Genomic DNA, 12,683 nt, shown 5'->3' with positions numbered 1-12,683 from the left:
GCCACTGAAACACCGGCGGCTTTATTCCAATAACTGCGACAAGGCCTGGGCCACGATGCGGTTGGACAACAGCACCGGCCGGCCGGAGCCTCGCGCAACCGCGTCGCGCATGCGTTGTCCATAACCCATGCAGTGCATGACGATCAGATCGCAGGACGCCAACGCCTGCCCCGCTTGCGCGAAGTTGTGCGCCGCCTGCTGCGCATCGGCCTCGTAGGGCGAGGCATGCACGATCTGCATGCCGCAGGCCAGCGGCACGGCCAGGTGAAAGAAGTCGACCTGCTCGGCCAAAGGCACCACCAGGCCCACGTTGCGGCAGTGCTGCGACAGGCCCGCGACCAGATGATCGACAAGCTGCTGCGGCTCGACCACCAATGTGCGCATCGGTGCGATGGCGGTGCCAGTGCACAGCGGCACGAGCGCGTCGTAGCCCGCGCCGTCGGCCTGCCGCATGACTTCGGCCAGCCGCGCTTCGGCTGCCGCGGCGTCCAGCTCGATCTGCGCGCCATCGCGCATGCGGGTGGCGAAACGGTATTCGCCGTCGCGCGGCGCCATCGCGGCCAGCGCGGCGGCATCCAGGCCATCCAGCGCGCCGAACTCATCGATGTGCACGTCGTCGCCCAACAGGCGCGCCATTTCAGGCACGACGTCGCTACGCGGCGATTGGCCGATGGTGAAAAATGCGACGCGGCGTTTGGGCGCCGCGCTCATGCTGCACCGCCGTCTTCGCGCCCGACGGTTTGCAGATGCGCCATCGACCCGTATCGAGCCTGCAACGCGCCCCACTCGGCCTCGTCGAAGAAGCCCATCGTGCGCTGGCCAAACAGTTTGGCGATCTCGATGCAGAAGCGCATCGCCACGTCGGCGTCCACTGCGTTGGTCACGCCCGTAGCGCAGCCGGGCACCGTGGTCTGCGCGGTCAAGGCCACGCCCACGACCGGCGCATCGGTGACGATGGCCGGTTGCATCAGCGAATTCACGTGCCAGAGGCCGTTTTCGTAGGGCGTGATGTCTTGCGTCGTCAGCGGCAGGGTCACGGGCAGTTCGCCGCTGACCCAGCCCATCACGTCCAGCATCGTCTCCGGAATGCGCAGCAGATAACCTTGTTTGGCCACGGGCGTCAGGGCGACGCCGCGCTTGTTCACCAGGCGGTTGCCGCGAGTGGTGTCCACGGACAGAATCGCGTCCATGCGCGGATCGACTTCGTGCGACATCATTTCGCGCATGGGAAAAGGCGAGCGCATCATCGGCACGGGATGATGCGGCCGCGTGCCGGCGCGCGGGCAGATGTGCGTGCGCAGCCGCACCGTGCCCGGCATCACATCGCCCTGGCGCGCCATCGCCATCAGTTTCAGCGCCGTGGCAATCGCTACGACCGCGCCGTCGCTATCGGACACCAGACCCGTCACGGCGGGCCGCGCGCCAATGCCGCCCAGGCGGCCCACGATGCCCAGCTGCGGCGCGGATTCGTCCAGGCCGGGAATGACGATGGACAGGAAATCGGTGGCGGCGCCGTCGCGCTCAAGCCGGGTCACTTCCACCTCGCACTTGCCCGCGTCGCGCAGCACTTGGGCCACGGCATCGCCGGTAATGTGCGCCGAGGACAGCAGTTCGATGGTGTCGATCACCTGTTTCATGCCGCGATCTCCAGCGGGCCCGGACGGAATACGCGCGGCTCTTCGCGCCCCAGGAACAACGGGGCGTCGTGCGGGCCGATCAGCGCAAGCTGTTCGCCGCGCACGCGCAGGCCCGAGCCTTCCGGCAGCCCGAGCACCGGCATGGCCGGGTTCAGGGTGCAGAATTCCGCCAGGCGCTGGGCGCGCGTTTCGCCCCGGTGTCCGGGCGGGTGCGCATTGGTGTAGTGCGGGTTGATCTGAAACGACAACAGGCCCAGCGCCTCAAAGCCGCCCGGGTCGGTAATGGGCATGTCGTTGGTGGTGCAGATGCTGGGGCAGGTCAGGTTCGAGCCGGCGCTCCAGCCCAGGTACGCGGCGCCCTGGCGCACGCGGCTGGCGATGACTTCCAGCAGCCCCAGGCGACGCAACTGGCCCAGCAGATTGAACGTGTTGCCGCCGCCGACGATGATGACGGCAGCGTTTTGCAGCGCGGCGACCGGGTCCTGGGCGCGATGCAGCCCCTCGATGGACAGGCCCGTGTCTGCCAGGGCCGACACCACCAACGCGGTGTAGTCGTCCCAATCGCGCGTGACGCCGGCGAACGGCACGAATACGGCCGGCGCGCCGGGCGGCAGCGTGGCGATGAGTTCGCGGATGTCCGGCATGGCATGCACCAGATAGCCGGCGTCGCTGCTGGAGTTGCTAAGGAGCAAAAGGTTCATGGAAAGGATTCCGTCAAAGAAATTGGGAAGAATTCAGGCCAGCCAAATTCACGCCAGCCAGTAAGGGTCGTTCAGTTGGCGACCCAGCCCGGCCACTTGCTCCAGGACCGCTTCGCGCAGGCGCGCCACGCGCGCCGCATCGGCCTGGAAGGACACGAACGACAGGCACAGGCCGCGCAATTCGCCTGTGGCCGGGTCGCGCACGGCGGCCGCCACCGCGCCGATGCCGGGCATGGCCTGGTCGATGGCGACACCGCAGTGGTCCGCGCGCGTCTGCTCGACCAGGCGCGCCAGGTCGCCCACGGTGGCGGGGCAGTCGCGGCCTTCACGGGGCAAGGGCTGTGTGGGGTCAGCGCCGTACAGCGCCTGGAATTCGGCATCGCTCAGGCGCGACAGCAACGCCCGCCCCATTGCCGTGCCCGAAGCGTTGCGGCGCGAGCCGGGCGGCGACAGCACCTGCACCGGGTGCGAACCATTCAGCCGTTGCAGCACGACGGTTTCGCGCTGGTTCAGGGTGGAAAGATAGGCGGTCAGGCCGCTGTCTTCCGACAGACGCGCCAGCACATCGCGGCAGGCTTCGTCCAGCGGCGTAGCGGCCATGCCAGCGCGCACGGCCTGGGCCAGCAACGTGCCCGGGCGATAGCGGCGCGTGGCCGGATCCTGATCCAGCATGCCGTAGTGCTGCATCTGGTTCAGCAGGCGCGACGCGGTGCTCTTGGGCATGGCCAGCCGCGCCGCGACGTCGGTGAAGCTAAGTTCCACCGCGCCCTCTGCGTAGAGCGACAGGACGCGCTGGACGCCATCTAGAATACTCATGCTTGTTCCGTTTTATGGAACTAAAGTTCCTTAATAGAGAACAAGGATAATGCAGCGCATCGCAGGCGGTCAACATGGATTGCCCGGGCATAAAAAAACCCCCGGCGATGCGGGGGTTTCAAAAATGCGGGGCTGCCGCTACTGATGGGTCAGCGTCGACCACTGTGCCAGCGGCAACGGCGGCTGCGCGTCCAGGATGCGAGCCAGCACCAGCTTGAGTTCCGCCCAACCGCCCCGCTCGCTCGGCCAACTGGACGGGGTCACAGGCTTCCAGCCACCTTCGGGCGTGCGCTCGGCCATCTTGAAGCGAAATGTGTAATGACCCGCCATGCCCATGCGCAGATCGCTGACGACGAGCGCATCTCCGATGGCGTCATAGCGCAGCCAATCGTCCGTAAACCAGCGCAGTCGCTCATGCAGGGGCACATCGTCCAGCGCGCGCGCCAGATCCAGATTGAGCGGCTGGCGCAGCCATTCCGGCCGCTCGCGGTCAAACAGGCTGCTGACGGATTCGTAGTAATTTCCGTCCTTCGTCTTGGCAATGACGCGCCAGACCAAGGTGTTGAACGGCATCGACACGGCCCGCAGCTCGGTCACGGGGATGCCCTCGCGCTCCATGGCCTCGCGCACGCGCTCTTCGGCCAACATGCGGCTGGTCAGTCCGAAGCCCAGGTACGCCGTGCTGAAGATCAACGCCCCCGCCAGCAGGCGGCGCGCGCGGTCGGTCATGCCGACGGCGATTGCAAACAACACGGCCAGCAACAACGGCACGGTGTAGACGGGATCGATGATGAATATCGCCGACCAGCTCTCGGGGATCGAAGGCAGCGGCCAGAAAAGCTGGGTGCCATAGACCGTGAACGCGTCCAGCACCGGGTGCGTCACCAGCACCAGCCACAGTGTCAGGAACAGCCGTCGCCCGCTATAGGGTGCCTGCGGCCAGTATTTGCGTATCAGCCAGGCGAGCAGCAGCGCCAGGCCGGTCAGCACGAATATCGAATGGGAGAACCCCCGGTGATACGTCATCAGCGAGACGGGGTCGGGATAGCGCATCAGCACGTCCAGATCTGGCACCGTGGCCAGCACTGCCCCATAAACCAGCGCCCGACGCCCCTGAAAGCGCCCCAGCAAGGCGCCCTGTATACCCGCGCCCAGCACGGCTTGTGTTACCGAATCCATAGTTTCCCAGTCAAACCTTCAAAGCACGCGCATCAATCAGACAGCCTAGATAACATTTGGCCACCAAGGTAGGCGTTAAGATACCCGATTGCTTTCAGCTAATTTTCAGGTTTCGCCTCCATGGATCAATATATCGACAAAATCGGCCTGTTCATCGAGGCCAATCAGGTGTGGGCCGGCCCGATCACCTTCCTGCTGACTCTCGGCGAATCGCTGGTGCTGGTGGGCCTGTTCATTCCGGCAACGGCATTGCTGCTGCTGACTGGCGGCCTGATCGGCGCCGGCACGTTGGACCCATGGGGCATCATTGCCTGGGGCATCGCGGGCGCCATCGTGGGCGACGCGCTTTCCTATGCGTTGGGCCGCTGGGCCGGGCCTGGCGTCCTGCGCCGCTGGCCGCTCAAGCAGCAGCGCACCGGCGTGGCGCGCGCGCGGCTGTTTTTTTACCGCTACGGTTTTGCGTCGGTGCTGATCGGCCGCTTCCTGGGACCGATCCGTTCGACCATCCCCACCGTGGCGGGCGTGATGGGCATGGCGCACAGCCGCTTCCAACTGGCCAACGTCATGTCGGCCGTGCTGTGGATGCCGCTGATGCTGGCGCCCGGCTACATCACCGCGCGCAGCCTGGGCACGGCGGAAAACGCGCAGCAAATTGCCATGATGATCGGCGCGGGCCTGTCGGTCCTGCTAGGATGCGGGCTTCTGCTGGCCATGATGCGCAAGCGCCGGCAACCGGCGCGGCAGCGGCGCGGCAACTGATCGGAGAATTGGCATGGCGATAGACCTGGAGCCCAAGGACGGCGATTTCGCGCGCTATATCGAAAACCTGTCCCGCGCGGGTGGCGCCACGCCCGGCAAGGTGCCCGAAAAGCGCCGTGCGTCGCCCCAGGCGACGGCCACCGTGCCCACGCCTCCGGCCACCACCGGCGGCTCCTTGTCCACCGCCCCTTGGGGCAACACGGCATCGCCCTATCCCACCGCCAGCGCTCCAAGCTCGACCGCCTCCGCGGATGCCGCCGATGCGTCGCTGGCGCAGCGCGCCAAGCAACGCAAGATCGGCATCATCCTGACCATCGCCGGCATCCTGGCGGGCTGGGCGGCCGTCAACATCGCGTTCCGCGCCTTGCGCGCTCCGCACTTCGAGCTCGACGAACTGGTGCCCGCCGTGTTCCTGGCGTTCTTTGCCTTGATGCTGCTCAAGGCGGCCGGCAGCGCGCGCAAGCCCCGGGCCACGCCGCTGGGCAAGCTGCCTCCGCTGAAAACATCGTCCTATCGCAAGGACACGTGAAGGCGGCGGGCAGCAGCGGCAATGGTGCTAACATTTCCGCCGCTGTCCAAAAGACCCTCAAGAATTACGGAGTGAAAGTGAAGAACGTTGTCGGATTGAACCAGGCCCAGGCGGCCACGATGCTGAAGTTGCAGGATCACTTGAACAGCATGATCAATCCTGACTGGATCAATGGCGGTTCCCGCTTCCTGCGCGCGGCGTTCGTGGAATCGGCCGAAGCGCTGGAGCACTACGGCTGGAAATGGTGGAAGAAGCAGACCATCGATCTGCCCCAGGTGCAGATGGAACTGGTCGACATCCTGCACTTCTACCTGTCGCACACCATCGTCCAGGCCGGTGGCAAGCAAGCCGATGCGGCGCGCCTGCTGATGGAAGATCTGGCCACGCCCGCCTCGGTCACGCTGGACGGCAAGGCTTATGCGCTGGACGCCCTGCCCGTGCCGGAATTGCTGGAACTGATCGGTGGACTGGCCGTTTGCGGACGCGCCAGCTACAAGGTGCTGGAACAGACCATGACGGCATGCGAAATGGGCTGGAACGATGCCTATACGCAGTACGTCTCCAAGAACGTGCTGAACATCTTCCGCCAGCAGCACGGCTACAAGGAAGGCACGTACATCAAGATCTGGAACGGCGAAGAAGACAACGTCGTGCTGGCACGCCTCTTGACGCAACTGGACCCGACCAGCGCCGACTTCGCCGACGCGATGGCGCGCGAGCTGGAACAGGCCTACGCCCGCCTCAAGTGATCTGGCTGCGCGGCTCTGCCGCACGGTAGAAAAAAACGCCGCAACATGCGGCGTTTTTTTTGCCCATGCGACCCAGGTTCAGCGTTGGCCGAAGTGCGTTTCGCCGAACAGGTTCTTGAATTCACGTGGTTGCGAGCGCCAGTACTGATGCGGCGCGGCGACCTGGCCGCCCAACTGCGCGGCCGCGTGCCAGGGCCAGCGCGGGTCATACAGGATGCCGCGCGCCAGCGCGACCATGTCGGCCTGCCCTTGCGCCAGGATGTCCTCGGCCTGCTGCGCCTCGGTGATCAGCCCCACCGTAATCGTCGGCATGCCCACCTGCCGTTTGATCTCGGCCGCGAACGGCACCTGGTAATTGGGCGCCACCGGGATCTGCTGCTGCGACGACACGCCGCCGCTGGACACGTCGATGAACTCGCAGCCGCGTTCCTTCAACTGCCCCGCAAAGACGATGGTCTGCTCCAGGTCCCACCCGCCTTCCACCCAATCCGTGGCCGACACGCGCACGCCCAGCGCCATCGATGCCGGCACGACTTCGCGCACCGCCTGGAAGACTTCCAGCGGAAAGCGCATGCGGTTTTCCAGCGAACCGCCGTACGCATCCTGCCGCTGGTTGGCGATCGGGGACAGGAATTGATGCAGCAGGTAGCCGTGCGCGGCGTGCAGCTCGATGGCGTCAAAGCCGAGCCGGATGGCGCGCCGGGCGCTGTCCACGAAGGCCTGGCGAACGCGCGCCAGCCCGGCCTCGTCCAGCGCGTGCGGCGGCGGCTCGCTCGCCTTGTGCGCGATGGCCGACGGCGCCCAGCCTTGCCAGCCGCCTTCGGACGGCGGCACCAGCTGGCCGCCGTTCCAGGGCTCAGCGCTGGACGCCTTGCGGCCCGCGTGGCCCAACTGAATGCCCAGCTTGATCGGCGAATAGCGCCGCACCGCGGCCACGACTCGGCCCAGCGCCGCCTCGGTCTCGTCGGACCACAGGCCGAGGTCCCCCGGCGAAATGCGCCCGTCGGGCTCGACGGCGGTGGCCTCGGTGAACATCAGCGCCGCGCCGGACAAAGCCAGGTGGCCGAGATGGATCATGTGCCAATCGTTGGCACAGCCGTCTTGCGCCGAGTACTCGCACATGGGCGCGATGACGATGCGATTGGATAGCTGGACGTTGCCAACCGACGTGGGACTGAACAAATGGCTCATGGGTGCCTCCGGACTTGGGATGCGAAAGCATAGCGCCCGGCCCGGACGCCGGGCGCAATCCCAGCGCCCCCGTCAGGGTTAAGCCGGACCGCTATTGGCCTTCGATCACCGAATCCAGGAATTGGCGCGTGCGCGCCTCCTTGGGCTGGCTGAACAGCACGGAAGACTCGGCGTCTTCGACGATGTTGCCCTGATCGAAGAACAGCGTGCGGTCCGAGCTGCGTTCGGCGAATTTCATCTGGTGGGTCACGATGATCATCGTCATGCTGCGCCGGGCCGACAGCTTGCGCAAGATCTCCAGGATGCCGCCGACCAGCTCCGGGTCCAGCGCCGAGGTCACTTCGTCGAACAGCATGATTTCGGGGCACATCGCCAACGCGCGCGCGATGCCGACGCGCTGCTTCTGGCCGCCTGACAACTGTGCGGGATAGACATCCAGCTTGTCGCCCAGGCCCACCATGTCCAGATACTCCACGGCGCGGTCGCGCGCCTGGTCCTTGGTCATGCCCAGCACGTGCACGGGCGCTTCCATCGTGTTGCCCAGCGCGGTCATGTGCGGGAACAGGTTGAAGTGCTGGAACACCATGCCGATCTTGCCGCGCACGCGGCGCAGATGTTCGGAATTGACGCCTGCCGGTCGACCCTGCTCATCGGTCCACATGGGCTGCCCATCGATCTCGATGTCGCCGCTGGTGGGCCGGTCCAAGGTCATCAGGACGCGCAACAGGGTGGACTTGCCCGAACCGGACGGCCCGATCACGGCCACGGTCTGGCCTGCCGGAATTTCCAGATTGATGCCGCGCAGCACCTCCAGCTCTCCGTAACGCTTGTGCAGATTCTTGATGGTCAAGCTGGCGCTCATCGCTTTCCTCCATATCGTTGCAGGCGGGCCTCCAGGCCGCGCACGCCCCACGCCGCCACCAGGCTCAGGGCCAGGAACAGCACGCCGACCAGCGTCAGGGGTTCGGTGTATCGGAACGTGGCGGATCCGATCATCTTGCTTTGTTGCAGCAGTTCGACCACGGTGATGGCCGACAGCAGCGGCGTGTCCTTGAACATCGCCACCAGGTAGTTGCCCAGCGCCGGCACCACGGGCGGAATCGCCTGCGGCAGCACCACGCCCACCGCCGTGCGCCAGCGCGACATGTTCAACGCCGTGGCCGCCTCCCACTGGCCGCGCGGCACCGCCTCGATGCCGGCGCGGTAGACCTCGGCGCAGTAGGTCGCGTAATGCAGGCCCAGCGCCACGATGCCCGTCGCCAGCGGCGACATCTGCACGCCGGTCAAGGGCAGCACATAGAACAGGAAATACATCTGCACCAGCAGCGGCGTGCTGCGGATGAACTCGATCACGAACGCGGTCGGCAACGACACGATGCGCAGGCGCGAGCGCCGCAACATGGCCAGGGCCAGACCCAGCGTGACGGCCACCAGCATGCCCAGCACGGTCGCCTCGATCGTGATGACCAGCGCCGAGCCCAGCGTGGGCAGGATCTCCAGTGCGAAAGACCAATCGAATATCGGGCTCATCGGACTCGGACCCTCCGCTCAAGCGCGCGCACACCGGCCGTGATCACCAGCGCCACCGCGAAATACATCAGCAGCATCAAGGTGAAGATCTCGGTCGTGCGTAGCGTCTCGCTGCGCAGCAGTTGCCCACGGAAGGTCAGATCGGTGATCGTGATGAGCGAGACCAGCGCGGTGTTCTTCATCAGTTCGATCAGCAGGTTGCCCGCTGGCGGCAGCATGGCAGGCACCGCCTGCGGCACGACGATGCGCCGCATGATCTGCGCGCGCGTCAGGTTCAGCGCGACGCCCGCCTCGCGTTGGCCGGGGGGCACGGCGCGAATGGCGCCGCGCACCACTTCGGCCCCGTAGGCGCCCGCGTTCAGCGCCAGCACCACGATGCCCACCAGCATGGCCGGCAACTGCACGCCAAAAAGCGGCAGCACGAAATAGAACCAGAACAGCTGGACCAGCGCCGACGTGCCCCGGAAAACTTCAACGTAGACGGACGACAGCCAGCGCAACGGCCGCAAGGGAGACTGGCGCCCAATGCCCGAGGCCAGCGCCAGCGGCACCGCCAGCACGACGGCGCCCCCCATGATCTGAAGCGTGACCGCCAAGCCCTCAAGCAGGGGCGGCACCAGCGTCGCGATGTGTTCGGAAACGACTTGCATCGGCGCTCCTTACTGGCCGGCGCAGAGCTTGGCGGCGGTCACGCCCTGCGGCAGTTCCTGATCGGTAAAACCAAAGGGAGCCACCAGCTTCTTGTGTTCGTCAGTGCCGATGTATTTGGCAAGTTCGGCATTGAAGGCGTCGGCAAACGCCTTGTCGTCGGTACGGAAGGCATAGGCGCCGTAACCGCGCACGCCCTTGCCGTCGATCACCGGGTCGGTGAACGGGTCCGCCTTCTCCAGTCCGCTGCCCGCCTGCGTCTTGCCCATCAGGTCGTTGATGGTGAGCGCTGTGGCCGCGTAGGCATCCGCGCGGCCCGCCTGCACGCCGGACAAGGCGCTGACCGCGTCCGGAAACACCACGACCTGACCGGACGGAACCTTCACCTTTTCGGCATATTCGCCCTCGATGGCGCCCACCACGACGCCCAGCTTGGCGTCCGGGTTCTTCACCACGTCTTCATAGCTGTGCAGGTTCTTGGGGTTGCCTTCCTTCACCAGGAAAGCTTCGCCCACGCCATAGGTGGGATCTGAAAACGCTACCTGCTGGCAGCGTTCGGGCGTGACGTACATGCCGGCGGCAATGATGTCGAAACGCTTGGCCGCCAAGCCGGGAATCAGGGAACCGAATTCGGTGAGCACCCCTTCCACTTCGTTGATGCCCATGCGTTTGAGCACCACCCGCGCGATCTCGACGGACTCGCCCGTTACCTTCGCTTCCTTGCTGTCCATGTATGCAAACGGCGCCTCGTTGGCATAGCCGATGCGGATCTTGCCCGCCGCCTTGGCCGCCTCAAGCGTGCTGGTAGCCCCCGAGGACGCCCCGCCTGCCGCCGAGGCCGGCTTATCGCCGCCCGAGTCGGAACACGCGGCCAACACGCCAAGGCCCAAGGCCAGCAACAAGCGTTTGGATTGCAGCAAGGTCATGAATGATTTCTCCCGAATTTATTTCTAGGTACATGGCTTCGCTAAAAATAATACGCTATTAAATGATTTCTATACGAATCATATAGGCGTAAAAAAGCAGGCCTAAGCCTGCTTTTAGCGACCGTTGCCCTATGGAGCGTCAGCAGACGTTACCAGATGTAGGCAATCATGGCGCGGACTAGTGGGCGTACGAGAATCGGCCGTTCTTGACGATACCCATGACGCGAGCGCGTTCGTCAAAACCCTGATGATTGTCCTTCGAAATATTCAGGACGCCATTGGGCACCACCAGATCGCGCGTGTTCTCCAGCGCGTCGCGCAGGGCGCTGCGAAATTCCGGCGTGCCGGGCTTGGCGCCCGTCTTCAGCGCCCGGCCCACCGCCGAGTCCAGCAGCATCCACGCGCCATAGGCATCGCCCGCGAACTGCGTCAGGGTGTTGGCGCCGTACTGGCCTTCGTACTTGTCGGCGAACGCCACGGCCACCTGCTTGACCGGGTTGCCGTCCGGCAACTCGCGCGCCACCACGCCGGGGCCGGTGGGAAATAGCGTGCCTTCCACGTCCCGGCCGCCCACTTGCAGGAATTCCAGCGTGCCGATGCCGTGCGTCTGGTAGATGGCGCCCGTGTAGCCGCGTTCCAGCAGCGTCTTCTGCGGCAAGGCGGACGGCGTGCCCGCGCCGGCGATCAGCACCGCGTCCGGCTTGGCGGCAATCACCTTCAACGCCTGCCCCACGACCGAAGCGTCGGTGCGTTGGAAGCGTTCCTGCGCAACGACCTTCAGATCGTTGCCGGCCGCGGCGGTGAATTCCTTCCACCAGCTGTCGCCATAAGAATCCGCGAAGCCGATGAAGGCGACGTTCTTGTACCCCTTTTTCTTCATGTCTTCGACCAGCACGGTGGCCATCAGCGAATCGTTCTGGGGCATCTTGAACGCCCACGCGCGCTTGGGATCGGACATGGGTTCGACGATGACGCTGGAGGCGGCCAGCGCGATCATCGGCGTCTTGGTTTCGGCCAGCACATCCAGCGCGGCAAGGGCAGCGGCCGTGGTGTTCGGGCCCACAATGGCGTCGACCTTGTCTTCCGAGGTCAGCTTGCGCATGTTCTTCACCGCGCGGCTGACGTCCGTGCCGTCGTCCAGCACCACATAGCGCGCCGGCTCGCCCCCAAGCGTATTGGGCCACAAGCGGATCGCGTTATTGGTCTGGATACCGATGGCCGCCGCCGGGCCGGTGGTGGACACGTCCACGCCGATGACGATTTCGGCATGGGCGGACAAGGCGGGCAGCACCAGCGCGACGGCGCAGGCATAGCGAAGAAAATTGCGAGACATGACAGCAGCTCTTGGGACGGTTGGAACAGATGCCGCTATTTTGCCTGATGGGCGGCGGCCGTTACATCGGCTTGCCGTTGCGCACGGGTGGATTCCGCGCCCGCCCCCCAGCCTCGACTTATCATCGTTCATGCCTTGCATGGCAACGCACACCGCCCACCGGGCGGTCGTCTTTTTGCACCGGGCGCGCCGGCCTCGCGCGCGCCCCCTTTCCAAGGAGTCACTATGAAGAAAACCGCATCCGCCGCCTGGTCGGGCGATTTGAAGACGGGCAAGGGCACGATCTCCACGCAAAGCGGCGCGCTCAAGGCCCAGCCCTACGGTTTCAACACCCGCTTTGGCGACACGCCGGGCACCAACCCCGAAGAGCTGCTGGGTGCGGCGCACGCCGGCTGCTTCACGATGGCGCTGTCCAACATCCTGTCCGAGTCCGGCATGGTCGCCACCAGCCTGGACACCAAGGCGGAAGTCACGCTGGACAAGGTGGACGGCGGCTTTGCCATTACCGCCGTGCATCTGAGCGTGGAAGCCGTCATTCCCGGCGCGACCGCGCAGGCGTTTGAAGAGGCCGCGCGCAAGGCAGAGACCGGCTGCCCGGTTTCCAAGGTCTTGAACGCCAAGATCACCATGGACGCAAAGCTCAAGTCTTAAGCTGCGCTGCCTGCCAATGGCGCGCCTGCCGGTC

15 protein-coding genes are annotated in these 12,683 nt (G+C 65.4%); 4 read left to right on the top strand and 11 right to left on the bottom strand.

The window, feature by feature from the left end; all coding sequences use genetic code 11:
* Nucleotides 1-21: 21 nt before the first annotated feature.
* The 5 genes from API01S_RS02405 to API01S_RS02385 all read right to left on the bottom strand — a co-directional run bounded on the left by API01S_RS02405 (nucleotide 22) and on the right by API01S_RS02385 (nucleotide 4,333).
* A complete protein-coding gene (locus tag API01S_RS02405) occupies nucleotides 22-711 on the bottom strand; it encodes an AroM family protein (RefSeq protein WP_050730096.1) in 690 nt (229 codons plus the stop codon).
* The gene (locus API01S_RS02400) at nucleotides 708-1,637 is read right to left on the bottom strand and encodes a DUF1177 domain-containing protein (RefSeq protein ID WP_050730095.1); all 930 of its coding nucleotides are present in this window, start codon (nucleotides 1,635-1,637) and stop codon (nucleotides 708-710) included. Before API01S_RS02400 ends, API01S_RS02405 begins: the two co-directional genes overlap by 4 nt.
* Nucleotides 1,634-2,338 (bottom strand): dipeptidase PepE, encoded by a 705-nt coding sequence (gene pepE / locus API01S_RS02395; RefSeq protein ID WP_050730094.1) that lies wholly within the window; start codon nucleotides 2,336-2,338, stop codon nucleotides 1,634-1,636. The genes API01S_RS02400 and pepE overlap by 4 nt, the downstream gene beginning before the upstream one ends.
* A gap of 48 nt (nucleotides 2,339-2,386) precedes the next feature.
* Nucleotides 2,387-3,154: an IclR family transcriptional regulator gene (locus API01S_RS02390; protein ID WP_006220245.1), complete on the bottom strand. Its 768-nt coding sequence runs from the start codon at nucleotides 3,152-3,154 to the stop codon at nucleotides 2,387-2,389.
* Nucleotides 3,155-3,292: 138 nt separating this feature from the next.
* The gene (locus tag API01S_RS02385) at nucleotides 3,293-4,333 is read right to left on the bottom strand and encodes a metal-dependent hydrolase (RefSeq protein WP_006220246.1); all 1,041 of its coding nucleotides are present in this window, start codon (nucleotides 4,331-4,333) and stop codon (nucleotides 3,293-3,295) included.
* A 120-nt stretch (nucleotides 4,334-4,453) separates the two neighbouring features.
* Here API01S_RS02385 and API01S_RS02380 point away from each other — a divergent pair, with 120 nt between their 5' ends.
* The 3 genes from API01S_RS02380 (at nucleotide 4,454) to API01S_RS02370 (ending at nucleotide 6,370) form a co-directional block, all read left to right on the top strand.
* The gene (locus API01S_RS02380) at nucleotides 4,454-5,092 is read left to right on the top strand and encodes a DedA family protein (RefSeq protein ID WP_006220247.1); all 639 of its coding nucleotides are present in this window, start codon (nucleotides 4,454-4,456) and stop codon (nucleotides 5,090-5,092) included.
* A gap of 13 nt (nucleotides 5,093-5,105) precedes the next feature.
* On the top strand, nucleotides 5,106-5,621 hold the full coding sequence (locus API01S_RS02375) for a hypothetical protein (protein ID WP_050730092.1): 516 nt from the start codon (nucleotides 5,106-5,108) through the stop codon (nucleotides 5,619-5,621).
* 95 nt (nucleotides 5,622-5,716) lie between these two features.
* On the top strand, nucleotides 5,717-6,370 hold the full coding sequence (locus API01S_RS02370) for a dUTPase (RefSeq protein ID WP_061303822.1): 654 nt from the start codon (nucleotides 5,717-5,719) through the stop codon (nucleotides 6,368-6,370).
* 78 nt (nucleotides 6,371-6,448) lie between these two features.
* On the opposite strand, the gene API01S_RS02365 is transcribed toward API01S_RS02370, so the two are convergent.
* The 6 genes from API01S_RS02365 to API01S_RS02340 form a co-directional block, all read right to left on the bottom strand.
* Nucleotides 6,449-7,561, bottom strand: coding sequence for an NADH:flavin oxidoreductase/NADH oxidase (locus tag API01S_RS02365; RefSeq protein ID WP_061302938.1), 1,113 nt, complete (start codon nucleotides 7,559-7,561; stop codon nucleotides 6,449-6,451).
* Between the two features lie 91 nt (nucleotides 7,562-7,652).
* Complete coding sequence (gene ehuA / locus API01S_RS02360) at nucleotides 7,653-8,423, bottom strand: ectoine/hydroxyectoine ABC transporter ATP-binding protein EhuA (protein ID WP_006220252.1); 771 nt, start codon at nucleotides 8,421-8,423, stop codon at nucleotides 7,653-7,655.
* Entirely contained in the window at nucleotides 8,420-9,091 is a 672-nt protein-coding gene (gene ehuD / locus API01S_RS02355; RefSeq protein WP_006220253.1) for an ectoine/hydroxyectoine ABC transporter permease subunit EhuD, read from the bottom strand. The genes ehuA and ehuD overlap by 4 nt, the downstream gene beginning before the upstream one ends.
* Nucleotides 9,088-9,741 (bottom strand): ectoine/hydroxyectoine ABC transporter permease subunit EhuC, encoded by a 654-nt coding sequence (gene ehuC, locus API01S_RS02350; protein ID WP_061302936.1) that lies wholly within the window; start codon nucleotides 9,739-9,741, stop codon nucleotides 9,088-9,090. The genes ehuD and ehuC overlap by 4 nt, the downstream gene beginning before the upstream one ends.
* A gap of 9 nt (nucleotides 9,742-9,750) precedes the next feature.
* On the bottom strand, nucleotides 9,751-10,665 hold the full coding sequence (gene ehuB, locus API01S_RS02345) for an ectoine/hydroxyectoine ABC transporter substrate-binding protein EhuB (RefSeq protein ID WP_082306105.1): 915 nt from the start codon (nucleotides 10,663-10,665) through the stop codon (nucleotides 9,751-9,753).
* A 178-nt stretch (nucleotides 10,666-10,843) separates the two neighbouring features.
* Nucleotides 10,844-11,998, bottom strand: a complete 1,155-nt coding sequence (locus API01S_RS02340; RefSeq protein ID WP_061302935.1) for an ABC transporter substrate-binding protein — start codon at nucleotides 11,996-11,998, stop codon at nucleotides 10,844-10,846.
* 225 nt (nucleotides 11,999-12,223) lie between these two features.
* On the opposite strand from API01S_RS02340, the gene API01S_RS02335 reads away from it, so the two are divergent.
* On the top strand, nucleotides 12,224-12,649 hold the full coding sequence (locus API01S_RS02335) for an OsmC family protein (RefSeq protein WP_006220258.1): 426 nt from the start codon (nucleotides 12,224-12,226) through the stop codon (nucleotides 12,647-12,649).
* Nucleotides 12,650-12,683 lie beyond the last annotated feature (34 nt).

The organism is Achromobacter piechaudii NBRC 102461, from assembly GCF_001571245.1.
Lineage (GTDB): Bacteria > Pseudomonadota > Gammaproteobacteria > Burkholderiales > Burkholderiaceae_B > Achromobacter > Achromobacter piechaudii.
The sequence above is the reverse complement of the archived record's forward strand: the minus strand, read 5'-3'. Positions and strand labels throughout refer to the sequence as shown.